This is a genomic window from Nonlabens sp. (assembly GCF_018401815.1).
Classification (GTDB): Bacteria; Bacteroidota; Bacteroidia; order Flavobacteriales; family Flavobacteriaceae; genus Nonlabens.
Window position 1 is genome coordinate 617528 of sequence record NZ_JAGYKG010000001.1, and the last position, 25546, is coordinate 643073.

Consider the following 25546-nt stretch of genomic DNA (forward strand, 5'->3'; position numbering starts at 1 on the left):
CATCATTTAAATTTCTTGTAAATTCCATCACATTTAGAGTTTGTTAAAATAAAATTGGCATTATTAAAATAATGCCAACTTTATTCTACTGTTATAATAAGAACTCCATCTAGACCATGTTATCATTGATCCTCCGTTTTAAAAAGGGGTTAGTTCCATTTATTGAAAGCGAAACAAATGCCCTAGACTTGAGGATGAGTCTTAAAATTGGTAGGTCAACCCTAAAGAAACCGACCTTCCTGGTAAAGCTCTTGCTCTTAAAATATTATTTTGGCCTTCCGTGATCGCACCTTCTTCAGATTCTGTAATCCCTAAGGTATCAAACAAATTATTTGCAGATAAGTTTGCATTTAGATCCTTAGTGATACCAATATTCACAAAACTATTTACAATTACAAAACCAGGCATGATTAACTCGTTAGTGTCTTGTGCAAAAGCTTTGGTCTGACCTATAAAACTTAGGCCTATAGAGTTCTGCTTGTTAACACCAAAGTTATAAGATGGAATTAGGTTATAAATAAAATCTGGTTGTCTCCTTGGAGCATTCCCTTGATTATCACCTGATTCTAAACTCGCTTTTGTATAAGTTACAGCACCTCTTACTGTAAAGTTATTCATTCGATAAGAACCTTCTATTTCAACACCAAAGGACTTGTAATCGTTATCAATGATCAAATCTGGATTAGTCGCTTCAAAACCTGCTTGCTCTGTAGTTGTTGAATAGAAACCAGTTACATATAAAGCTCCATTATTGAAACCTTGTTTATATCCAATTTCTGCTTGATTAAGAAAATCTAAAGCGTTAATTCTATCAGAGTTTTGATAATCCAATCCTGAAAATAGAATGCGATCTGCCTTTGCAGACGCTCCTCTACTATATCTAGCAAAAACAGCTTGCCTATCTTGAAGTTTATAATTCAACCCTAAAGAGTAAGAAACATAATCGTAATTATAGTCTACTGCAGTAGGTGCTGCATTGTTAACACTATATACACTTTGCTCAGGAGCAGATATCATCCCATCATTATTGATATCTATTGAAGACTCAACACCGCTTGAAAACGTACCATCTACTTTACCCATGTCAAAACGAACACTCGCGTCGATATTTAATTTGTCTGTAGCCTCTAAAGCAAGGTTTAAATAAGGAGCAGAAACATTGTATTGTGTATCGTAATTTCTTGCCAGATTACCCCAGAATGGAGTTCCGTAGGCATACAATCCATTTTCACTCAAAGGATTATTAGAGGCATCAAATGCGTTGATCAATCTTGCATTCTCGCCTTGTACTTCTTGTAAATAAGAATTCCAAGTCCAGTTCATTGAAACATTTTGAATAGATTTAAAATAACCAAGAGTTACCTCTAAATTATCGTAAGACTTAGAGAGTTTAATATCATTCATAAAGTTATTAAAATTTTCTAACTCAACATCAAACATATGTATACGAGCTACGAGACTATTTCCTGCAACAGCTGTTCCGTCCGTAAATTGTAATGTAGATCCAGCGCCAAAAGAACTTGCTATATCTGTTCCCGTTCCTATCTGGGAAGGAAATGGAGAAATAAAAGCGCCATTATTTGAAGAGAACCTTCCATTATTAGAAATTTTATATCCATCTCCTAAATCAAAATTAGCAGATATCCCAACAGATGTTGATACTGGATGCATCCCATCGGTCACATCTCCCCTTGAAGGCTGCCCATCAGCACCTAGCCTTAAAGTTTGGGTAAGATGGGGAGTATGCAAGGAACCTGTTGTAGCATCAAAGTTAGGAGCATTTTCCCAAGTAGGATTAGAATTAGTTCCCGAAACTTGAATAGGAGCTGGTAAATAGGCAATAGCTCTATCATTTAAATATTTGGCATAAACTCTAACCGATCCTTTCTCAAATTGCTTCATTAAGCTCAACTTAAATTGACCCCCATTATTAGCTGTAAAACCAGCATCCCTAATTCCTTCACCTACTCTGTAAAAACCTCCAGCATGCATATATAATTTATCTGCAATTTCGGTTCCGTAAGCAAAATCAGTTCTGAAAGAATCATAGTTAGCACCAAAAGTAGTACCTATCATTCCTCCTTCTGATTTACCTGTTTTAGTAATTATATTGATGATTCCACCAGGAGCATTAGATGTTTGTGTGGAAGCAGATCCCCCACGTATAGCTTCTATACGAGAAACATTTGCATCAAATCTTGTAAAAATATCTGCAGTAGCAAAAGACATGTCTCCATATAAAAGAACTGGTAACCCATCTTCTTGTATTTGAACATACTTAGAACCTCCGGACGAAATAGGCACACCTCTTACAGATATGTTAGAGTTACCTTCACCACCTGAGGATTCTGAACGTATTCCAGGAATAGTTCTAAAGATTTCAGCAGTTGTTCTAGGAGCCGACTGTGCTATTGTTTCTGTTCTCAAAGTAGTTACCGATACGCTAGATTCAATCTTAGCCTTAGGATTAGAAACACCGGTTACAATAATCGCTTCTAGAGACTCTGCATTTTCTTTAATCAAAAAATTTACTGTTAGATCAGATCCTTTAACGATTATTTTTTGATAGGACTTGTCATATCCTAAGCTAGAAGCTACTAGAGTGTATTCACCATCCAAAACATTGGTAAGTGTATAATTTCCATCAAAATCTGTAACGGCACCCTTTTCAGTACCTTTTAAAACAACATTTACGCCTAAAACAGTTTCACCTTGTGCGTCTTTAATAGTTCCAGAAATAGTAGACTGTGCGACCACCGTGGTAACTGCAAATAAAATTGTGAGTATCAAACTCCACGTAATTTTGGTAATATTCATCTGAGTAAAATTTAGTTAATATAAAAAGTTGGTTACTGAGGACCAAAGTAAAACTAGTTCTCATTATTGAAGATTTAATTTTAACGAAAACGTTTTCGATAATACCGAAAACCTTTTCGTTCTTAGTATTTTACGTATTTTAGCATTGCCATTATTAAAAATTACGTTATGAAACCTGTTACTTTAAGAGAAATTGCTGACCAACTGAATATTTCAATCACCACGGTCTCCAAAGCACTTAAAGACTATCCCGATGTAAGTCCTAAAACCAAGGCACAAGTGAGAGAGCTAGCTTCCACTCTCAATTATAAGCCCAATACCTTTGCAGTTAACCTTAGGACTAACGAGTCGAAGACAATAGGTCTCATTATTCCAGTGATTGTGCACCACTTCTTTTCAAATGTAATTAAAGGCATTATCGCTCAAGCAGAAAAAAAAGGTTATTTAGTTGTTATCCTGCAGTCTAACGAATCCTATGAACTAGAAAAAAAACAAATTGATCTTTTAATGAACCAAAGGGTGGATGGAATTATTATATCTCTTGCAAATGATACCGTAGATTTCAAACATTTAACAGATGTTATTAGTTCAGGCAAGCCATTAGTAATGTTTGATAAAATTGCGAAGATCGTGAATTGCTCGAAAGTGATCATCGATGATAGAAAGGCAGCTTATGAGGCGACTAAGCATCTTATTGATATAGGTTGTAAACGTATTGCACATTTTAGAGGTTCCCTACTTCCACAAAATTCTATAGATAGATTTCTCGGGTATCGAAAAGCACTTTTTGATAATGGAATTGCTTATGATCCCTCTTTAGTATACATCTGTGAATGTGATGAAAAAAGTTTTGAAGAGGGACAAAAAAATACACGTTTACTACTGGAGCAACATAAGGATGTAGACGGGATATTTATCAATACCGACCTAGTTGCAATAGGAGCTATCTCAGAATTCAAAAAGGCTGGTGTAAAAATACCCGAAGAGATTGCCATAGTAGGTTTTAGTAATTGGTTCGTGTCATCCATCATTTCTCCTTCCTTATCTACGATTAAGCAACCAGGCTTTAAAATGGGAAAAGAGGCTTTTAAACAATTGTACAAAGAGATTCAGTCGATAAAAAAGAATGAACCTATAGATTTTAAACAAATAGTTTTAAAAACCAAATTAATACAACGGGAGTCTACTAAAATATAAATCGCTTAGCATGTTTCTGACAATAACAAACGAAATGCTATCGACTATTTAATCTAGCTATTTTTTACTGAAGATCAAATCGGCACCCCGAGGCTTTAAAGTAATCAACGGGTGGTAATCGATAGAATCATGGACCGGAGTAATTTCAAAACGCTCTAACATTCTGGCGATAACGAGAATCATTTCAAAAACGGCAAAATTATTCCCTACGCACATGCGAGGACCCGCACCAAAGGGAAAATAAAAATCTCTGTATGCTTTAGCCTTGTCCGGCGCAAAACGATCTGGATTAAAACCCTCTGGATCTTCCCAGAGATCTTTCCTGCGATGCATTTCATAAAAGGAAATCAGCCAGATGCTGCCCTTTGCAATTGCTATATCTTCACAGCTGTCTGCGGCTATGGCCACACGATCGGTGACATAAGCGGGTGGATACATTCTCAAGGTTTCATCTACGCATTGTTTGATGTAAGGCATCTGCATTAAACCGGTCATGAGATCTTTATTATCCAGATGGCTGATCTCTTTATTGGCTTTAGCGATAGTTTCTGGATGATGGGCGAGCAGCTGCGCTGCAAAACTCAGCGCATTTGCTGTGGTTTCATGACCCGCAATAAACAATACCAATATCTCATCGACCAACTGGTCGTCTTCCATGTAAGAACCATCTTCATAGGTGCTGTGCAATAACATATCGAGAAGGTCTCCAGGTTCTCTATCGCTGGACCTGCGGTTGTTGATGATGTTTCTAAGAATCTCACGAGCTTCTTCAATAAGCTCTAAAGCATGCGGCACACTGTTTTCTCCAGAAAGCCATGCTCTATCAAAGTACCATTTCATCCATGGAATTCTCAATTCTTTGATGAGCATTTTTTGTGCTTTCTCGGTAATGAATTGAAGTCTAAAAATTTTCTCCTCTAAGTCATCAATGTCGGCTAAATCAAAGAGGCTTCTAGCGACTACCTTAAATGCAAGGTCATTAAAGACCTCATAAACATCAATCGCTTCATCCGTTTTGATTTTGCTAAATTCTTCTTGAATGACTTCGTCCATGGTTCTCATCAGAGACGAAATTGATTTTTTATAAAAGGCTGGCTGTATCAGCTTGCGATTTGCACGCCATTTTTCCCCGTTCTCTGTTAGTAAGCCGTGACCTATGTATTTTCCAAGATCTTCAGTTTGTAAAGTGGATTTATTGAAGTTTTTTTGGTTTTTTTGAAGTATGTGCTGAGTGATTTTTTCGTCACAAGTAAAGTGAATCATCAAGCCTGGCTTTGGACTTATTTTAAAGGTATTGCCGTACTTTTGAAAATTTTCTCTATGAAATGGCAGTGGGTTTTTATAAATCTGTCTGGATTTTGCTAGAAATGTAAGCGCCGGTATTTGTTCTATTTTTCTCATTATTGATTAAACAACCCCCCCATACTACTTCCTTTCACTCTGCCTAAGTGCTTATAGGCGTGTTCAGTCACCTCACGCCCTCTAGGAGTTCTAATAATAAAACCTTGTTGTATCAGGAAGGGCTCGTATACTTCTTCAATCGTTTCGGCACTTTCTGAGACTGCGGTGGACAGGGTCGTAATACCTACTGGGCCACCTTTGAATTTATCGATAATGGTCGTAAGAATTTTATTGTCCATCTCGTCGAGACCATGCGCATCCACGTTTAATGCCTCTAGGGCATATTTTGCTATAGGCATGTCTATAGTTCCATTACCTTTGATTTGGGCAAAATCTCTCACTCGTCTCAATAATGCATTTGCAATACGTGGAGTACCACGACTGCGACCAGCAATCTCAATCGCCGCGTCGTGATCTATAGGAACATTCAGTATCTCTGCACTTCTAATAACTATAGTAGAAAGTATTTCAGTGTTATAGTATTGCAATCTAGAAGCGATACCAAACCTGGCTCTCATAGGCGCTGTAAGTAATCCTGATCTCGTAGTAGCGCCGATTAAGGTAAACGGAGCCAGATTGATTTGTACCGTTCGGGCATTGGGACCGGTCTCAATCATGATATCGATCTTATAATCCTCCATCGCACTGTATAGATACTCTTCTACAATAGGACTTAATCGATGGATCTCATCTATAAAAAGCACATCGCGTTCGTCTAGGTTAGTAAGCAATCCCGCAAGGTCTCCTGGCTTATCTAATACAGGTCCAGAAGTGACCTTTATCCCTACACCTAGCTCGTTAGCAAGAATATGTGCCAAAGTTGTTTTACCAAGTCCAGGGGGGCCATGAAAAAGCGTATGATCCAGTGCTTCTTCCCTACCATTAGCCGCAGCAACAAAAATCTTTAAGTTTTCTAACACTTGATCTTGCCCCGCAAAATCATCAAAAGACAACGGCCTTAAAGCTCTGTCTAAGTCGTTTTCCTCATTGGAAAAATGGTCGCCGCTAGGATCAAGATTTTCATTCATATCTCAAAGATACTACTCAATAGGCAGTGAGTTGTAATATTTTTATAATAAGTAGGTACCTATTGTAATATAGGAGTTATGATAACTGTTTCGCTTTCGCGAAAGCGAAATACCAACACCCATTTTTTTTATAAATGACCTATAATAACAAATTGATGTAAAAGCGTTGCGAGTTTTAATAAGACCTTGTGAAGGTCAAGCACTATAGTATTGTATATTGAAATAAAAAATGAAACCAAGAGAAAAAACACCTCAATTAGAGTTATCCCTAATCAATAACACCAATTGGTCCTTAAAAAAGCAAGAAGCAGAGAAATACACCCTTATCCTATTTTATAGAGGGTACCATTGCCCTGTTTGCAGAAAGCAATTAGAGGAAGTAACCGATAATATCAGCCGACTCATAGAAAGAGGAATACACGTGATAGGAATCAGTATGGATAGTGAAGAGAAGGCTAAAAAGAGTGGAAAAGAGTGGAATATAGCAGAGTTACCTATTGGTTATGGACTTACAAAAGAACAAGCCAAAGAATGGGGACTGTACCTTTCCAAGGGAATTAATGAAAAGGAACCAGAGTTATTTTCTGAACCAGGAATGTTTTTAATAAAAGCTGACCAAAGCTTATACTTCTCGTCTGTACAAACCATGCCTTTTACTCGACCTAAAATAGATGATGTGATACAGGCAGTAGATTATATAGAAAATAATGATTATCCTGCACGAGGAGAGGCTTGATATTTCTTATATATATAAAATCAAAAATGCCGCTCTTAGAGCGGCATTTTTGATTTTATAATCCCCTTTTTTATCTAATGATTCATTTCCTCTTCACCCTTCTGAATAGGAATGTGTTGAGGTACATAATCTTGTCCAGCGATCACGTAGTCTCCATCTTCATTCAACTTACTGTAATCGTAAGGCCATCTGTAAACAGTAGGAATAGGTCCGTCCCAGTTCCCGTGTATGTGTTTATCGCCTGTTGTCCATTCTAATGTATTAGAACTCCACGGGTTTGCAGGTGCTTTCTTACCGTAAAATATGGACTTTACAAAATTGTAAACGAAGAACAGTTGCGCAAAAGCAGTTGCTATAGCAAAATAAGTAATCAATTGATTGGTATCTGCTAAATCATCGAAGTACGGGAAGTTAGTATTGGTATAGTAACGCCTTGGTAGACCAGCCATACCTACAAAATGCATTGGGAAGAATACTCCATATGCCCCTATGGCAGTTAACCAAAAGTGTACATATCCCAAGCTTTTGTTCATCATGCGATTGAACATTTTTGGGAACCAATGATACACACCAGCAAACAACCCATATAACGCTGAAATACCCATTACCAAGTGGAAGTGAGCTACTACAAAATACGTATCATGTACATTGATATCTAGCGTACTATCACCTAAGATAATACCTGTAAGCCCCCCTGTAATAAACGTAGAAACCAGTCCTATGGAGAATAACATTCCTGGATTCATCTGTAGATTACCTTTCCAGAGGGTAGTGATATAATTAAAAGCTTTTACCGCTGAAGGAATAGCAATTAAGAGGGTTGTAAAAGTAAAGACAGATCCAAGGAACGGATTCATACCTGATACAAACATATGATGTCCCCATACGATAGTAGATAAGAAAGCAATGGCTAAAATAGATGCAATCATCGCACGATATCCAAAAATTGGTTTACGTGAGTTGGTTGCAATCACCTCAGAGGTAATTCCTAATGCTGGTAGTAAGACGATGTACACTTCTGGATGACCTAAAAACCAGAATAAATGCTCAAAAAGAACCGGAGAACCCCCTTGATGTGCGAGTACTTCACCTTTAATATAAATGTCTGATAAGAAGAAAGAAGTTCCAAAGCTTCTATCCATGATCAACAGTAATGCTGCTGATAAAAGTACCGGGAAAGAAACAACTCCAATGATTGCTGTTACAAAAAATGCCCAAATCGTTAATGGAAGACGCGTCATCGACATTCCCTTGGTTCTTAAGTTAATGACAGTAACAATGTAATTTAAGGAACCCAGTAAGGAAGATGCAATAAAGATTGCCATAGAAACCAGCCATAGGGTCATTCCCAGTCCAGAACCACCCATGGCTTGAGGGAGCGCACTTAATGGCGGATAAATAGTCCATCCCGCAGCCGCAGGTCCTAATTCTACAAACAACGATCCTATCATGATGGTTGCTGAAATAAAGAACAACCAATAAGACACCATATTAAGGAATCCGGATGCCATATCACGTGCACCAATTTGTAATGGTATCAAAAAGTTAGAAAAAGTACCACTCAATCCAGCGGTAAGCACAAAGAACACCATGATCGTACCATGTATAGTAACTAAGGCAAGGTACATATTAGGATCCATGACTCCATCAGGAGCCCACTTACCTAATAATGCTTGAAATACCATGCTCGGCTCGCCAGGGTTTGCCAATTGCATTCTCATAAGTACCGACATAGCAATACCTATGGCTCCCATAATAAGACCCGTGATCAAGTATTGCTTTGCAATCATCTTGTGATCTTGAGAGAAAATATATTTAGTAACAAAGGTTTCTTTGTGATGGTGGTGTCCATCCTCGTGTCCTTGATCTGCAGTAACAGCGATAGCTTGTCCCATAATTCTAATTTTCAGCGTTAGCTAAAGTTTTTTCAAAAGTTGTTTGTGTTTCTAACCACGTGTTGTAATCATCTTCACTTTCTACTACAATTTTCATTTGCATGTTATAGTGTGAAGCGCCACATATTTTATTACAAAGAAGATAGTATTCAAATTCATATGGATCTAAAGCCACATCACCATCAGCTATCAGCTCTTTACTTTTCTGTCGTCTAATTTCATTAATCTTACGAACTTTTTCAGTCATAAATTCAGTTGATTTGTAATCTTCTGAAGTTACGGTAGGAGTGAACTTAAATTGAGTTACCATTCCTGGAACCACATTCATTTGAGCTCTAAAATGGGGCATGTAGGCAGAATGTAAAACGTCCTGACTTCTAAATTTAAAGATCACCGGTCTATTTACTGGTAAATGTAACTCTGTTGCTACTTGATCATCCATGCCGTCTTGATCTGTAGGATCAATACCCAATATATTTTGGCCTTCAATAAAACGCACATTAGCATCACCTAAGGTATTGTCAGAACCACTGTAACGCACTTTCCAGCCAAATTGGTAGGCGTAAACTTCAACCACTAATGGATCATCATCCATATTGGCATCCATAATATCATTCCAGGAAAATAATCCCCAGAGAATTAAACCTGCTAAAACAACTACAGGAATAGCGGTCCAAATAAACTCTAGTCGATCGTTATCAGCATAAAATAGAGCTCTTTGACCTTTTCTGCCGTGATATTTATAAGAAAACCAGTGCAGTAAGCCTTGTGTCAAGACCTGAACCACCATAATAACCACCGTGGTAAGTAAAAGCAGATCATCATACTCCCCTCCATGCTCGGAAGCGGCATCTGGTAAAAAATAATCCTTGTAGCCTACAAAACAAGCAATCATTAAAGCGTATAGCCCAATACCAAAGAGAAGCATGTACTGTCCTTGGCGTTTATTATCGCCATCATTAGCCACTTCAACTGCATCAGAATCCGGCTCTGGTGCTTTACCGAGAGATACAATCTTAGAAATTTGCCAAATTGAAATGGCAAAGAGGGCTGCTATAAATATGATTAGAAATGCTGTCATTACAGTTGTCTTCTATTGATTTTAATAATGAAAATGTTTACTCTCTCCTAGAAAAGGATCCCCTTTTGGTATTAAAGGAGCTTTAGAAATCGTACGGAATATGTAGAATATAAATAATCCAGCAAAGAATAAGAACGCACCTATTTCAGGGAACCCTATAAACCATGATACCCCTACGGTTGCCGGCATCACCATAACAAATATGTCCAAATAATGCCCCACAATGATAAATAATCCTGCCGTTACTACAAACCAATTGACACGTTTGAAGTCAGAATTCATGAGTATCAGTAAAGGAAATAAGAAGTTGATCGCCACCATACCGAAGAAAAGGATGTTATAATCTTGAATACGGGTTACAAAATAAGTTACTTCTTCTGGAATATTGGAGTACCAAATCAACATAAACTGAGAGAACCATAAATAAGTCCAAAAAATACTAATACCAAACATAAATTTAGCCAAATCATGAATATGAGAGTCGTTTACGAACTCTAAATAACCCTTCGACTTCAGGAAAATAGTTACTAAGGCTATAGTCGTAATACCGGAGACGAACATACTGGCAAATACATACCATCCGAATAAAGTAGAAAACCAATGTGGATCAAAACTCATGATCCAGTCCCATGACATGATAGATTCTGTAACTATAAAAAACACCAAGAACATAGCACTGTGCTTAAATCCTTTTTTATACCAAGCGATATCACCATCTTTTGCTTCATCTTGTTTTAAACCGAATCGTCTAATGTTCCATCTATACAAGTTCCATCCTACTATAAATGCGCCTGCTCTAAACAACCAAAACGGTACGTTTAAGTATCCTGTTTTACCAGCAATGATTGCGTCATAGTTTTCATTTCCTAAAACATCAACTCCTTCTTCCATCCAAACAAAAATGTGATTGAAGTGCAACCCAGAAAGCAGCAAGAGGATAAACATGATAATTCCACCAGGTAGAATATAACTACCAATGCCCTCCATAACTCTAAAGAGTAATGGTGACCATCCAGCTTGTGAAACTTTTTGTAGGGCAAGGAAAACAAGTGAACCCAAACCTATCATAAAAAAGAAAAAGGAAGCGATATACACCGCTGACCAAGGTCTGTTTTGTAGTTGGTGATATAAGTGCTCTACGTGCTCGTCATTATGACCACCAGCATGAGCATCATCTATCGCAGGCTCATCTGTATTATGAGCAGCTGCATGACCCGATTGCTGATGTGCTTCCTCTGCTGCACCACCGTGATCCTTTGATTCTGTCTCATGTGCACCACCGTGTGCTGCAGCATCGCTATCGATCATCTGTTGCACTGCGGCTTGTGAACTTGGAACTGACCAGAATCCCACCGCAGTAAACAATGCTCCAACAACCATTAGTACGATTGCGAAAATCTTTAATTTGCTAGTTACCTTATACATATTACAATATCTTCTAGGGCTTAATGGCCTTCAGTTGTTGTTTCTATTTCTGTCGTGTGTTGATCACCCTCTTGACTATCTTCCATAATCAAATCAGAAACATTAATTTCATCATTTACAGTTACAAACTCTTGACGAGGCTGTCCTTTTAAATCTCTTGTAAGCGCGTCCACATGATGAGCTATTTGCCATCTTTCCTCAATAGAGGTCTGGGACGCATAAGAACCCATATAATTGATTCCGTAATACATCACATGATATATAGAGCCTTGTGAGATCTCGCGGGCATCATAACTAGGAACCCCAAGAATTTTTTCAGTAGTTACTAAATGCCCTTTTCCATTTCCATTAGTACCATGACAAATGGCACAGTAAATATTATAAAGTTCCGCGCCAATTTCAAGATTTGCCTCTGTGTAAGGAAGTGGGTTTTTTAAATTCGCTTTCGCGGAAGCGTACCCATCATTATTATTTTCATAATCATACGGCATCCATCCACGAGAAACAGAACCATTTACCGGAGACTGAGCTTCCACATTTCCAGGAAATATTTTCCCTTCTTGATAGGTCTCATATCCTACGGACTCATACATATTTGGAAAGTATTGTACACTTCTGTTTGTACCAGTTGCAACCGACTTATCATCTCCACCACAGGAACCGATAAGCAAAGCAGCAAAAGCAAAAAAGAAGGTTTTTAATAATCTATTCATCAGTGTGCTTCTTTGTCAATTAATTTTATCTCTACAGCTCCAGTGTCATAAAGAAACTTGGTAACTTCTTCTTCATCTGCTCCATGAGCATCTATTTCCATAAGAAAATGGTCATCTGTAGTTCTTACGTCAGGATTTTCTGCTTTTTTAAATGGCCATAACCTACTTCTCATATAAAAAGTGATTACCATTAAGTGAGCGGCAAAAAATACCGTTAATTCAAACATGATAGGTACAAAAGCCGGCATGTTTTCTAGATAAGAAAAACTAGGCTTCCCTCCTATGTCTTGTGGCCAGTCTTCTATCATAATATAATTCATCATTGCCGTAGCAACACATAAACCTACTATTCCATATAAGAAAGCGTTGATCGCAAGACGGGTGTCTGCAATTCCCATAGCTTTTTCAAGGCCATGAACTGGAAAAGGTGTGAACACCTCTTCAATATGGTAATGCTTGTCTCTAACTTGCTTTACTGCACTCAGTAAAACATCATCGTCAGTATATAAAGCGTGTATCATTTTTGTTGACATAATATCTTAGTTCTACTCGCTAGGATGTGCGATAGGATCTCCCGAAGAAGCCCCTTCATTAGACGTCATTTTATTTTCTCTTAACTTCTTGTACTTGCTACCACTAACTTTTAAAATAGATTTCACCTCGGCTTGAGCAATAACGGGGAATGTTCTGGAGTACAATAAGAAAAGTACAAAGAAGAACCCTATGGTACCAATAAAGATTCCTATATCTACAAAAGTTGGAGAAAACATCGTCCAAGAAGAAGGAAGGTAATCCCTGTGTAGTGATGTAACAATAATTACAAAACGTTCAAACCACATACCTATGTTCACCACAATGGAGATCGCAAAGGAGAACATAATACTCGTTCTTAATTTTTTGAACCACATAAATTGTGGAGAGAATACATTACAAGTCATCATCGACCAGTAAGCCCACCAATAAGGTCCCGTAGCTCTGTTCAGGAAAGCGTACTGCTCGTATTCCACTCCGGAATACCAAGCCACAAATAACTCCGTGATATAAGCAACCCCTACTATAGATCCTGTAATCATAATTACGATATTCATCAACTCAATGTGTTGTATCGTGATATAATTTTCAAGACTTACTACTTTTCTCATAACAATAAGTAAGGTGTTTACCATTGCAAATCCAGAGAAAACAGCTCCCGCAACAAAGTAAGGAGGAAAGATCGTCGTGTGCCAACCAGGTATAACAGAGGTGGCAAAGTCAAAAGATACAATCGTGTGAACCGAAAGTACTAATGGTGTTGCGAGTCCTGCAAGAACAAGAGACACCTCTTCAAAACGTTGCCAGTCTTTTGCGCGACCTGACCAACCGAAGGAAAGGATTCCGTAGATTTTTTTATTAAACGGCGTAATTGCTCGATCTCTGATCATTGCAAAATCAGGCAATAAACCAGTCCACCAGAATACTAATGATACCGAAAGGTACGTAGAAATAGCAAATACATCCCAAAGAAGCGGTGAGTTAAAGTTAACCCACAAAGAACCAAATTGGTTAGGAATAGGCAATACCCAGTAAGCTAACCATGGGCGACCCATGTGAATAATAGGAAACAAACCTGCTTGAATTACAGAGAAGATAGTCATCGCCTCTGCAGAGCGGTTGATCGCCATTCTCCATTTCTGACGGAATAATAATAGTACGGCAGAAATAAGTGTTCCTGCGTGGCCTATACCCACCCACCATACAAAGTTAGTAATATCCCAAGCCCATCCAATGGTCTTGTTTAATCCCCAAACACCGATACCGGTAGATATTGTATAAGTAATACATCCTAATCCATAAAGAAAGGCAATGAGAGCGATTGTAAAAACAATCCACCACTGCTTATTTGCTTCACCTTCTACAGGTGCTGCAATGTCTCTTGTTACATCAGAATAGGTCTTATCTCCTGTAACGAGAGGTCTTCTTATGGACGCTTCATAATGAGCCATAATGTCTTGATTAGTTTTCCTAGTTAATTATATGTTTCTCACTTTAACCTGATACATCACGTTAGGTTCAGTTCCCACTTCTTCTAACAGGTGATACATACGGTCTTGTTGTTTTACTTGAAAGATCTCCGATTCCTTGTCGTTGATATCACCAAAGGTAATAGCTCCGTTAGAACAAGCATTAGAACATGCCGTAGCAAACTCGCCATCTTTGATCATGCGACCATCTTTCTTAGCCTCCAAAATAGTCATTTGCGTCATTTGGATACAAAGAGAACATTTCTCCATTACCCCACGACTTCTTACGGTAACATCTGGGTTGATCACCATACGACCTAAGTCATTATTCATGTGGTAATCAAACTCATCATTTCCATTGTAAAGGAACCAGTTGAAACGACGTACCTTATAAGGACAGTTGTTAGCACAATAACGAGTACCTACACAACGGTTATAAGCCATGTGATTTTGACCTTGACGACCATGAGAAGATGCTGCTACTGGACAAACTGTTTCACATGGTGCGTGATTACAATGCTGACACATCACTGGCATGAAAGATACTTCTGGATTATCTGCTGGAATTTCCAACTCTCCAAAACCACCTAATGAACCATTGTCCCCAAATAATCCATCAAAACCATCTTTTTTGGCCTCATCGGCTTCAAAACTATCCGTAGAAGAATAATACCTATCGATACGCAACCAGTGCATATCCCGAGATTTTCTTACTTCTGCTTTACCTACAACAGGCACGTTATTCTCTGCATGACAAGCTACTACACATGCACCACAACCGGTACAAGCGTTTAAGTCTATAGACATATTGAAGTGATGCCCAACAGATCTATCAAAACTTTCCCAAAGATCAACATCTGGAGAAGTTACTGCGGTTTCAATGTGATTCAAAGAAACTTCAGGCATCGGATTAAATTGGTCCTTATTTCCTGTTCTATAAGTAGTTAAATCTGTTTCACGAATAATATCGCGACCCATCATGGTATTTTGTAATTGTGTACAGGCAAACTGGTGATTTCCACCAGCATCTTTAACAGTAACCGCTTGTACTGCAACGCCATTCTTATAGAATGGGTAGGCGTTGACACCGGTTTGCATTTCTTCTTGAATAGAAGCAGTCTGTCCGTAACCTAAGGCAATTCCTATTGTTCCAGCAGCCTGTCCTGGTTGGATAAGTGCAGGAAACTTTCTTTCTACACCGTCTAGAGTTACTAGTACATGAGTACCATCTAAGGCACCGTTTGCTACATTCTCATTCACAACACCTAGCGCATCGGCATCTGCTTGCGAAATTGTAACGTAGTTATCCCAAGTGGTTCTTGTGATAGGATCTGGCAATTCTTGCAGCCACGGGTTGTTTGCCATGCTACCATCACCTAGTCCTGTTTTGGTATATAAAGTAAGTTCGTATCCAGAAGGTTTTTTAGCATTTGCCAAAGCACGTAATGCATCAGCATTACTAATTTCTCTTACTTCTGCTACTGTAACATTAACATCAGAAGCAGTTGTACTATAAAAACCGTCTTGTAACGACTGATTCCAACTTGCTCCAGTAGCACTAGTAGTTTCTTTTAAGAAGTCCTTGTAAGACTGTTCATTACCCGACCACTTTAATAGAGACTCTTGTAATTGACGGGTCTTAAATATAGGGTTGATAGTAGGCTGCGTTAAGAACACATAACCTTTTTTAATTTCGGTATCAGCCCAAGACTCTAAGAAATGAGGCGTAGTTGCTACGTAGTCTACTTTAGCCGCTGTTGCATTCATGGAAGAAGCAAAAGATACGCTAAGGGCTACTTTTTCTATCGCTTTCGCGAAAGCGTCACTATCATCATAACTGTACAGAGGATCAACACCAGCGATGAAAATAGCACCAACTTTACCGGCATTCATATCACTTACTAATTGACCTACTGCCTTACGATTACCTTGACGAGTCATTATTGGTAAAGCCGTATCCACAATAGAAGAATTCAAAGCCTCATTAATAGCAATAGTTAATTGTTGTGCCGCTTGGTCAGGAACACCACATAATAGTACCCCATTGTTGCCAGCTCTTTTCAAGCTTATAGCAGTTTGCTCTACAGATTTGGCCACTTTATCAGATAAGGAAACATTTATTGCGCCCCCAACAATTTTGCCATAAAGAGCAGCAATAATTTGCTTTTGCTCTGTAGGAGTAACTGGGTAACGTCTATCAGCATTTGCACCAGAAAGAGTCAAGTTAGCCTCATATTGAATATGATGAGACATCTTACCATCCTTAGGTACACGTGATTTTGCATACCCTTTATCAAATCCTCCACCTTGCCAGTCACCTACAAAATCAGCGCCTACAGAAACTATAGTTTCTGCATTTGTAAAATCATAATCTGCAAGAGCTCTAGTGCCGTACTTAGCTTCAAAAGCATTTAACGCAGCATCTTCACTAATCGTATCATAAGTAACCACACGCACATTGGTATAGGTATCCTTAAGTTGAGCGATGATTTTATACATGGATGGGCTGGCATAAGTTTGTGCGAGCACCACCAATTCTTTACCATTTAATTGAGCTAATTGAGCAGCAACTTGTTGATCAAGTTCTTCCCAAGTAGACTCCACCCCTTTAATCATAGGCGCTTTTAAACGGTTGTTATCATATAAAGACAACACAGACGCATGTACACGGGCATTTGCATGACCTCTATATGCCGCATCCCTATTGCTTTCTATTTTAATCGGACGACCTTCACGTGTTTTCACCAGTACACTCGCATAATCATAACCATTTGCAATTGTTGTTGCATAATAGTTAGCCATTCCAGGAATGATTTGCTCCGGTTGGTTTACATAAGGTACGGAGTAGATAACTGGACCCTCACATGCTGCTAGCGATGCTGCAGCAGTGCTGAATCCAACATACTTTAAGAAGTCACGACGCGAGGTATTTGATTCCTCCATCGCCTGATCGTTTCCTAAAAACTCATCGGTAGGAATAGCGCTCGCAAACTCGTTCTGCTCAAGATCTTTTACCATCTTGTTGCTGTCATCTAGTTGCGCAGTACTTTTCCAGTATTTTTTAGTAGTAGCCATAAATCTCTAAAACTATTTTATTAGTAGTGGCATTTACCACATTCAAGTCCTCCTAAATCTGCGATAGTCAGTTGACGACCACCACGAGCTTCAGAAAGTTCTTTGTGAATTTTTTCATAATAGCCATTCCCCTGAAGATCTACGTTAGTCTCCCGGTGACAGTTGATACACCATCCCATTGTTAATGGTGAATATTGATACATCACTTCCATTTCTTCTACTGGACCGTGACATGTTTGACACTCGATTTTACCTGCTGTTACGTGTTGTGCGTGATTGAAATAGGCAAGATCAGGCAAATTGTGAATACGCACCCATCTTACTGGCTGCTCTTCCCCAACAAATGCTTGTTCGTCGGTATCCCATCCTGTTGCGGCATACAATTTTTCAATTTCTTTATTGTAGTCAATACCGTACTCCTCAATACCTTCTTGATAGGTTGTCTCTGCCACTTCAGCAATAGACTTGTGACAGTTCATACATACGTTAAGGGAAGGGATTCCTGAATGCTTTGATTCACGGGCACTAGAGTGACAATACTTACATTCAATCTGGCTGGTACCAGCGTGAATTCTGTGAGAGTAGTGAATAGGTTGCACTGGTGCATACCCTTGATCAACACCTACGCTCATTAAAGCTCCATAGCCAAAGTAGGCACTAGCTAGCAATAAGAATATCGCAGTCACTAGAACCAAGAATTGATTTTGAGCAAAAGCTTTCCATATAGGGGTGCGCTCTTCAGTCGCTTCATCAAAGACCGTTTGAATTCCGTTAGCTTCTGCAAATCGTCTTAGCGTCTTGTTTACTACGATAAGAAGAACCACCAATAACAACAACACAAGAGCCAGCGCTCCTAAAATGATATTATTTGTCACCGAATTATCTCCTGATCCAGCAACCGCAGTTCCTTCTGCACCGGCAACGTCAACAACAGCAGCAGGCTTCTCTGTATCTGTATAAGCAAGAATGTTATCAATATCCACAGTAGAAAGCTGTGGAAAAGCATTCATATTGGACTGATTGTACTCGTTGTAAATCGCATTTGCTCTAGCATCTCCACTAGCTATTAATTCTGCTGAATTTACGATCCATTTGTACAACCATTCCTTTTCGTATTTCTGAGAAACACCATATAGAGCAGGTCCAACTTGTTTCTTATACAACTTGTGGCATGAGGCACAATTTGCTTTAAAGAGTTCTTCCCCTTTTGCTGCGTCAGCACCACTGACAGCATCTACAGGTACCGCAGGCTCACCATCTGAGGTGGTAGCATCCTGTTGCGCGTATACACTTAACGAATTAAGCACAACGAATACAAACGCTAGCAAAAACTGCCATGCGGAAAAATGTAATTTCCTATTTGTCATCTTCTTTAATGAATATTACAATAACTTTGGCACAATAATTACGGTATTTTACCGCATCGTAAATGCTGCTGCAAAAATAGGTCATAAAACGTTTATTTTTGCTTCTAATAAACGAAGAAAATAATTTATAATTAGTCTAAATTAGAATTTTTAAAAATGCCTAAAATCGACACAACTCTTACTATATCTATGAAAAAAGTGACAACGCTTCTCCTAAACTTGGGATTGTTTTCTATTGCATTTCAAGGAATTGCGCAAGAATACCACCCGGTAAATAAGCAAAAAATCGATCAATTGATTTCTACCAAAATAGCCATGGATCGCTCAGGAGATTTTAAAGATAGATTTACCATTCAATTATTTTATGGAGAACGCGATCAAGCAATTACCACTAAAGAAACCTACGATCAACTAGATCTACCATGGAAAGCCGAATTAAAATGGGAATCTCCCTACCACAAGATATGGGTAGGAACTTACCGAAGTCGACTAGAAGCAGATCGAGCGCTACTAAAAATTAAGGAAGAGTATAAAGATGCTTTTATCTTAAAGCCTTAGCAAAAATACCCCATAAAAAAAGCGTCTTCATTAAAATGAAGACGCTTTTTATTTATATAAGACAGACTCTTGTTATTTTAAGGTCTTTTTTACTTCTACTTCTCTGAAAGATTCCATAATATCACCTTCCTGCAAGTCGTTGTAATTCTTTATTTGCATACCACATTCATAACCTTTAGCCACTTCTTTGACATCGTCTTTGAAACGCTTAAGCGCTGTGAGTTCGCCTGTATAAATCACTACGCCGTCTCTGATAAGTCTTACCCCACCATTTCTAAATACCTTACCATCTGTGACCATACAACCTGCAATAGTACCGATTTTGGATATTTTAAAGGTTTGTCTTACTTCAGCGTTACCAGTAATTTCTTCTTTAAGCTCTGGAGAAAGCATTCCTTCCATTGCATCTTTAAGATCATTGATCGCATCATAAATAATAGAATACGTGCGTATATCCACTTCTTCTCTATCGGCGACAACTCTTGCATTCCCTTGAGGGCGTACATTAAATCCGATAATTATTGCATTAGAAGCTGTTGCAAGTAACACATCAGTCTCAGTTATCGCACCTACACCTTTGTGAATAATATTTACCTGAATTTCTTCAGTAGATAGTTTCTGGAATGAATCGGTTAAAGCTTCTACAGAACCATCAACATCCCCCTTAAGAATTAAGTTCAATTCTTTAAAGTCTCCTAATGCGATACGTCGCCCAATTTCGTCAAGAGATAGGGTTTTTTGTGTTCGAACAGATTGTTCACGTTGAAGTTGCGTTCGTCTTGCTGCAATAGACTTTGCCTCACGTTCATCTTCAAATACGTTAAACTTGTCACCCGCTTGAGGGGCACCGTCCAAACCTAACACAGATACTGGAGTTGCAGGACCTGCTGCTAGAACCTCGTTTCCACGCTCATCTTGCATTGCCTTGATTTTACCATGCCTAGGGCCGGCAAGAACATAATCCCCTACTCTTAGAGTACCTGCTTGCACTAAAATTGTAGAGACATATCCACGACCTTTGTCCAAGAATGCTTCAACGACAGTTCCAGTAGCAGGCTTGTTAGGATTGGCTTTTAAGTCGAGTAATTCTGCTTCAAGCAACACTTTTTCAAGTAATTCTTTTACCCCTGTACCTACTTTAGCAGAAATATCATGGGATTGTATTTTACCTCCCCAGTCTTCCACCAATAAGTTCATTTGAGCGAGACCTTCTTTGATCTTCTCTGGATTGGCATGAGGTTTATCAATTTTATTGATCGCAAATACTATAGGAACTCCTGCGGCTTGCGCATGCGAAATTGCTTCTTTAGTTTGAGGCATGATATCATCATCGGCAGCAGCAACAATAATAGCTATATCTGTTAATTGCGCACCACGTGCACGCATCGCTGTAAATGCTTCGTGACCTGGTGTATCTAAAAATGCAATCTTTTGTCCATTTTCTAATTCTACTCCATAAGCACCAATATGTTGTGTAATCCCTCCACTTTCTCCAGCAATTACATTTTCTTTTCTGATATAATCTAAAAGGGATGTTTTACCGTGATCTACGTGACCCATTACGGTTACAATTGGAGCTCGTGTTACTAAGTCTTCTTCCTTATCTTCAAGCTCTGCGATGCTTTCTTCAATATCTGCATTAACAAATTCTACTTCAAAACCAAACTCTTCAGCAACTATAGACATCGTTTCAGCATCCAGTCTTTGATTCATAGTCACCATCATTCCAAGAGACATACAAGCACCGATAACTTTATTAACCGGTACGTCCATCATAATGGATAAATCACTAACAGTAACGAACTCAGTTACTTGCAAGCTTTTATCTTCTGCTTGCGCTTGCTCTGCAGCATCCACTTTATCACGGTGACTATCTCTCTTGTCTCTACGGTATCGGGCAGCCTTAGACTTAGAAGATTTACCTTGAAGCTTTTCAAGAGTCTCTCTTACCTGCTTTTGAATTTCTTCATCAGTAGGCTCTTCTTTGACAATGTTTTTTCGACCAGGCCCACCAGAAGCTGGCGCAGCTCGTCTAGTATTACTACTGCGTTTAGCGGCAGTGCCTCCAGCAGCAGGGGCAGGAGCACCTGGCTTAGAAATACGTTTACGTTTACCTCTATTGGTATCTGCTGCCTTCTTCTTGGGCTTTGCAAATTGTGAAAGGTCAATTTTTTCTCCAGTAACTTTAAGACCCCCGAGTTTTTTATACTCTGTTTTGATCACTTCAGACTCTGGGTTTTCAGAAACTACTTTATCAGTCAATTGTTTCTCAGCGGTTTCTGTTGAGTCAACTGGTACTCCAACTTCTTCCGGCTTTTTAACTTCTTGAACCGCATCTGCTGTCTTCAGAGTTTCCTTTTCGTCCTTTTTAAGGACCTCTTCTTTTTTCTTAGGCTTAGATGAAACATTATTACTAAGATCTATTTTCCCCATTAAGGTAGTCCCTATAGATTTAGGTCTATTAGAAACTTGCAAAACTGGTGCGGTCGCGGTCTCTTTAGGTAGTTCTACTGGCTCTACCTTCGTTTCTTGAGACTCCTTCTCTACCTCAGCAGCAGCAGCATCCTTATTAACGGGTACTTCAGCTTTCTCCAGTTGATCAGTAGATTTCTCTGCCTTTTTACCTGCCGTAAGATCTACCTTACCCACCTGTTTAGTGCCATCAAGAGTGGCTTTAGCCTTAATAACTTCTTGCCTTTTCTGTTTGTCCTCAAGTTCTTTTTCTCGCTGCATTCGCAATTCTTCTTGTTCCTTGCGACGTTCAGCACCTACTTCCTTTGAGGCAACTTTTTTGCTTTTATCAGTTTGAAACTCATCAGCAAGTGCTTGATAGACGCTTTCGTCTATTTTTGTGGTAGGGCGAGCCTCTATCTCAATTCCTTTAGAATTAAGATACTCCACAGCACGGTCTAAAGAGATGTTGAATTCTCTTAGAACTTTGTTGAGTCTCATGTTTTTTACTTCAGCCATAAAATGGTTCAGGATTGACTTTAATTTCTAATCTAATCTTCAAATTCTGCTCTTAGGATTCTAACCAGTTCTAACACGGTTTCCTCCTCAAGATCTGTACGTTTTATCAAGTCGGCAACGTCTTGCTCTAGAACACTTTTGGCAGTATCCAGTCCTATCTTACTCAATTCTTCAATAACCCAACCGTCGATCACATCGGTAAACTCGGTCAACTCTACATCTTCCTCACCACCTTCTCTAATCACATCAATGTCATAACCAGTTAATTTACCAGCTAATCTAATATTGTGGCCTCTACGACCTATGGCTTTAGACACTTCTTCAGGGCTCAAGCGAACTTCAGCTTTTTTAGTTTCTTCGTTGATGGTAATAGAAGTTATCTTAGCAGGACTCAACGCTCTCGCGATGTATAACTGCATGTTAGAAGTGTAATTAATTACATCAATGTTTTCATTTCCTAATTCACGAACAATACCGTGAATACGGGAACCTTTAACCCCTACACAAGCTCCTACAGGATCGATGCGATCATCATAGCTATCTACAGCTACTTTTGCTTTTTCCCCTGGCTCCCTTACGACTGCTTTTATAGAAATAACTCCGTCAAAAACTTCTGGAATTTCCTGTTCAAACAATTTTTCTAAAAACTTAGGAGAGGTTCTTGATAGAATGATGTTAGGCTTATTCCCCCTTAACTCTACGCTTTCAATAATACCTCGTACATTCTCCCCTTTTCTAAAGAAGTCAGATGGAATCTGTCGGTCTTTAGGCATGATGATTTCATTGCCATCATCGTCTAATAAAATGATCGCCCTGTGTCTTATGTGGTGTACTTCTGCACTGTAGAGTTCTCCTTCTAATTCTTTAAAATGTTTAAAGATATTGGTATTGTCGTGTTCGTGAATCTTAGCAATAAGGTTCTGTCTCAATGCCAAGATAGCACGACGCCCTAACTGAATCAACTTCACTTCTTCTGCAACATCTTCACCTACCTCGTAATCCGGCTCGATTTTTTGAGCCTCTGTTAGAGATATTTCAGAATTATCGTCTTCTACTTCGTCATCTGCAACAACAACGCGGTTACGCCAGATCTCTAAATCACCTTTATCTGGATTAATAATAATATCAAAGTTGTCATCTTCACCGTACTTTCTTTTCAAAGCGGCTCTAAATACATCTTCTAAGATCGCCATCAAGGTGACACGATCTATCATTTTATCATCTTTAAACTCAGAAAAAGACTCGATCAATGCGAGATTTTCCATATTACTTTCTAATTAAATTTTACAACAACTTTTGCTTGCTTAATGTCCTCATATTTTAAGGTCCACTCTTTTTCCACAGTAACTTTACCCTTACCTATAGGCTTAGGCTCTCGAGCTTTCCAAGTAATCGTCACACCTTCAGTGTCTGCCTGTTTTAAAAGGCCTGTTTCAGATCTTTTTTCTCTGTCAACGATTTGAAGGTCTCTACCCAAGTTTTTGATAAACTGACGTGGAAAATTCAAAGGAGAGGAAGCACCAGCACTTAACACTTCAATAGAAAAATCATATTCTTCTCTATCTAAATTATGCTCTACTGCTCTAGAAAAAAACATACAGTCTGACAATTTAACACCGTCATCTCCATCAATAATGACCTGGATCTCGTTACCAGAACCCATTTTGAAGTCAATCAAAAATAAGTCTGGACGCTCTTCAAACGCCTCGTTTAATAATTTTTCTACCTTCTCTTTCAACATATTTATAAAAAGAGGGGACTTTAGTCCCCTCGTGTTTGTTTAAATACTTTGCAAATATACTATTTTTTTAAGTATTTCCAAAGGCTTAAAAAACAGCCTGCTAAAGTTATATTTTTTTGTATCTTTAAATGATTCAAAACCAACATTATGAACAAGGTAATTGTGCCAACAGACTTTTCAGTACAGGCAGAAAACGCATTGAGAGTCGCTGCTGATATTGTACGTGAAAATAATGGGGAATTATTTTTACTACACCAGCTGGACCTCCCCTTACATCTCGCAAATAATGCGAGCTCTAACCTGCCAGAAGCCTTGTTTTTTATGAAGCTCGCCAAAAAAAAATTCGATAATTTACTTAAGAAAGATTTTCTTCAAGGAATTACAATTCATGGAGATGTAGAAACTGGAGCTGCCTTTAGTGGTATTATGAACACGGTAAAACGTCATAGTGCTGACCTGATCGTCATGGGAAGTCATGGGACAGAAGGAATAGGCAATCTATTTATAGGTTCCAATGCAGAGAAAGTCGTACGAAACTCTGAAGTCCCTGTTCTAGTTGTAAAAGACAGAAAAAAGCAATTAGATGTAAACGATTTTGTTTTTGCTACAGATTTAGACCCAAATGCTACCAGCGCTCTAAAAGAGGCCGACTTGTTTGCCAAAAAAACAAAATGCAAGCTTCATCTTCTTTATGTTAACACTCCTTCTAATTTTTTGAGCACTAGAGAAGCTGAAGCAAAGATGGCCGAGTATTTAAAAAATGTCAACGTAGAGCTAGCAGATTATATCATATACAATGACAATTCTGTAGAGGAAGGAGTCTTCAACTACACCAAGGATGTTAAAGGTGATATTATCGGAATGGCAAATCACGGCCGTAAAGGTTTGTCCCATTTTTTTAACGGCAGCGTTAGTGAGGATGTGGTGAACCACTCCAGCTTGCCTGTGATCACCTTCAGGATCAAGTAACTATTAAAGTTTGCCGAAATACTGCTTGCTTTTACTTTATAGCATCTTGCAGCCGACTGATTTTATTGATCTGTGATGGTTCCTTTATGGAGCACCATCCACGAGAACTGATGCTGTATTAGAATTCAAGAGACTCGACATTTGTTACCCAGCTAGGGAAACAATCAATAGTTGCAAGGGTATTGATTTAGTAGATTCTTATTTTAATGACATTTATCAACTTCAAAAAATTAGAGACAACTAGAGAGGATTACAATTACAACCACCCGCATAAGTCTTTAGGAAACATATCTCCTAAAGAATATATACCCAGATTTGATGAAGAATTTAAATTCTTCATCAAATCTGACCTAAACAATAATTATTTGTCGAATTTTAAGGTGTCCTGATTAAGGGAAGCTTACATAAGTCTTAAAACGATTGTAGTACCGATCACTATTATGTTGTGAGACTGTCCGAGAAATAATAGCTGAAGGGAGTAACTTTAAAAGTTGTTTGATTATTGGCTGTCCACTAAAGTTATTACTTTTGTTCATATCTGGTTTTGTAGTAAAAACAAGATATAAAATAAGC

Annotated in this window: 19 protein-coding genes; 4 read left to right on the forward strand and 15 right to left on the reverse strand. The window is 38.6% G+C overall.

From position 1 onward, the window contains the following. Positions 1 to 201: 201 nt before the first annotated feature. Entirely contained in the window at positions 202 to 2817 is a 2616-nt protein-coding gene (locus KG732_RS02780) for a TonB-dependent receptor (protein ID WP_213520857.1), read from the reverse strand. Between the two features lie 168 nt (positions 2818 to 2985). Between KG732_RS02780 and KG732_RS02785 the strand changes: the two genes are divergently transcribed. Next, positions 2986 to 4014 carry a LacI family DNA-binding transcriptional regulator gene (locus KG732_RS02785; protein ID WP_213520858.1) on the forward strand — a complete coding sequence of 343 codons (1029 nt, stop codon included), beginning with the start codon at positions 2986 to 2988 and terminating at the stop codon, positions 4012 to 4014. 57 nt (positions 4015 to 4071) lie between these two features. Here KG732_RS02785 and KG732_RS02790 read toward each other — a convergent pair whose 3' ends face one another. Together KG732_RS02790 and ruvB are read right to left on the reverse strand one after the other, a co-directional pair. Next, a complete protein-coding gene (locus KG732_RS02790; RefSeq protein ID WP_213520859.1) occupies positions 4072 to 5415 on the reverse strand; it encodes a cytochrome P450 in 1344 nt (447 codons plus the stop codon). Continuing rightward, entirely contained in the window at positions 5415 to 6443 is a 1029-nt protein-coding gene (gene ruvB / locus KG732_RS02795; RefSeq protein ID WP_213520860.1) for a Holliday junction branch migration DNA helicase RuvB, read from the reverse strand. Before ruvB ends, KG732_RS02790 begins: the two co-directional genes overlap by 1 nt. A 229-nt stretch (positions 6444 to 6672) precedes the next feature. Here ruvB and KG732_RS02800 point away from each other — a divergent pair, with 229 nt between their 5' ends. Further along, positions 6673 to 7179, forward strand: coding sequence for a peroxiredoxin-like family protein (locus tag KG732_RS02800; protein ID WP_213520861.1), 507 nt, complete (start codon positions 6673 to 6675; stop codon positions 7177 to 7179). Positions 7180 to 7253: 74 nt separating this feature from the next. Here the strand turns inward: KG732_RS02800 and KG732_RS02805 are convergent, their stop codons facing one another. The 8 genes from KG732_RS02805 to KG732_RS02840 are packed head-to-tail and all read right to left on the reverse strand — an operon-like array spanning position 7254 to position 18735. Beyond that, positions 7254 to 9074, reverse strand: coding sequence for a cbb3-type cytochrome c oxidase subunit I (locus KG732_RS02805; RefSeq protein WP_213520862.1), 1821 nt, complete (start codon positions 9072 to 9074; stop codon positions 7254 to 7256). Positions 9075 to 9078: 4 nt separating this feature from the next. Further along, positions 9079 to 10155: a cytochrome c oxidase subunit II gene (locus KG732_RS02810; RefSeq protein ID WP_213520863.1), complete on the reverse strand. Its 1077-nt coding sequence runs from the start codon at positions 10153 to 10155 to the stop codon at positions 9079 to 9081. Positions 10156 to 10176: 21 nt separating this feature from the next. Continuing rightward, positions 10177 to 11580 (reverse strand): quinol:cytochrome C oxidoreductase, encoded by a 1404-nt coding sequence (locus KG732_RS02815; protein WP_213520864.1) that lies wholly within the window; start codon positions 11578 to 11580, stop codon positions 10177 to 10179. Between the two features lie 20 nt (positions 11581 to 11600). Continuing rightward, positions 11601 to 12293 (reverse strand): cytochrome c, encoded by a 693-nt coding sequence (locus KG732_RS02820; RefSeq protein WP_213520865.1) that lies wholly within the window; start codon positions 12291 to 12293, stop codon positions 11601 to 11603. Next, positions 12293 to 12826: a DUF3341 domain-containing protein gene (locus KG732_RS02825; protein WP_213520866.1), complete on the reverse strand. Its 534-nt coding sequence runs from the start codon at positions 12824 to 12826 to the stop codon at positions 12293 to 12295. The genes KG732_RS02820 and KG732_RS02825 overlap by 1 nt, the downstream gene beginning before the upstream one ends. 12 nt (positions 12827 to 12838) lie before the next feature. Beyond that, entirely contained in the window at positions 12839 to 14275 is a 1437-nt protein-coding gene (nrfD, locus tag KG732_RS02830; RefSeq protein WP_213520867.1) for an NrfD/PsrC family molybdoenzyme membrane anchor subunit, read from the reverse strand. A gap of 27 nt (positions 14276 to 14302) precedes the next feature. Further along, on the reverse strand, positions 14303 to 17368 hold the full coding sequence (locus KG732_RS02835) for a TAT-variant-translocated molybdopterin oxidoreductase (RefSeq protein WP_213520868.1): 3066 nt from the start codon (positions 17366 to 17368) through the stop codon (positions 14303 to 14305). 20 nt (positions 17369 to 17388) lie between these two features. Next, positions 17389 to 18735: a c-type cytochrome gene (locus KG732_RS02840; protein ID WP_213520869.1), complete on the reverse strand. Its 1347-nt coding sequence runs from the start codon at positions 18733 to 18735 to the stop codon at positions 17389 to 17391. A gap of 156 nt (positions 18736 to 18891) precedes the next feature. Between KG732_RS02840 and KG732_RS02845 the strand changes: the two genes are divergently transcribed. Continuing rightward, positions 18892 to 19293 carry a translation initiation factor IF-2 gene (locus KG732_RS02845; RefSeq protein WP_292891663.1) on the forward strand — a complete coding sequence of 134 codons (402 nt, stop codon included), beginning with the start codon at positions 18892 to 18894 and terminating at the stop codon, positions 19291 to 19293. A gap of 72 nt (positions 19294 to 19365) precedes the next feature. Here the strand turns inward: KG732_RS02845 and infB are convergent, their stop codons facing one another. The 3 genes from infB to rimP are packed head-to-tail and all read right to left on the reverse strand — an operon-like array spanning position 19366 to position 24004. Next, complete coding sequence (gene infB, locus KG732_RS02850; protein WP_213520870.1) at positions 19366 to 22263, reverse strand: translation initiation factor IF-2; 2898 nt, start codon at positions 22261 to 22263, stop codon at positions 19366 to 19368. Positions 22264 to 22295: 32 nt separating this feature from the next. Then, on the reverse strand, positions 22296 to 23528 hold the full coding sequence (gene nusA, locus KG732_RS02855) for a transcription termination factor NusA (protein ID WP_213520871.1): 1233 nt from the start codon (positions 23526 to 23528) through the stop codon (positions 22296 to 22298). A gap of 8 nt (positions 23529 to 23536) precedes the next feature. Next, a complete protein-coding gene (gene rimP, locus KG732_RS02860) occupies positions 23537 to 24004 on the reverse strand; it encodes a ribosome assembly cofactor RimP (protein WP_213520872.1) in 468 nt (155 codons plus the stop codon). A gap of 147 nt (positions 24005 to 24151) precedes the next feature. Here rimP and KG732_RS02865 point away from each other — a divergent pair, with 147 nt between their 5' ends. Next, positions 24152 to 24973 carry a universal stress protein gene (locus KG732_RS02865; protein ID WP_213520873.1) on the forward strand — a complete coding sequence of 274 codons (822 nt, stop codon included), beginning with the start codon at positions 24152 to 24154 and terminating at the stop codon, positions 24971 to 24973. A gap of 389 nt (positions 24974 to 25362) precedes the next feature. On the opposite strand, the gene KG732_RS02870 is transcribed toward KG732_RS02865, so the two are convergent. Next, positions 25363 to 25509 carry a DUF4372 domain-containing protein gene (locus KG732_RS02870; protein ID WP_300980276.1) on the reverse strand — a complete coding sequence of 49 codons (147 nt, stop codon included), beginning with the start codon at positions 25507 to 25509 and terminating at the stop codon, positions 25363 to 25365. Positions 25510 to 25546 lie beyond the last annotated feature (37 nt).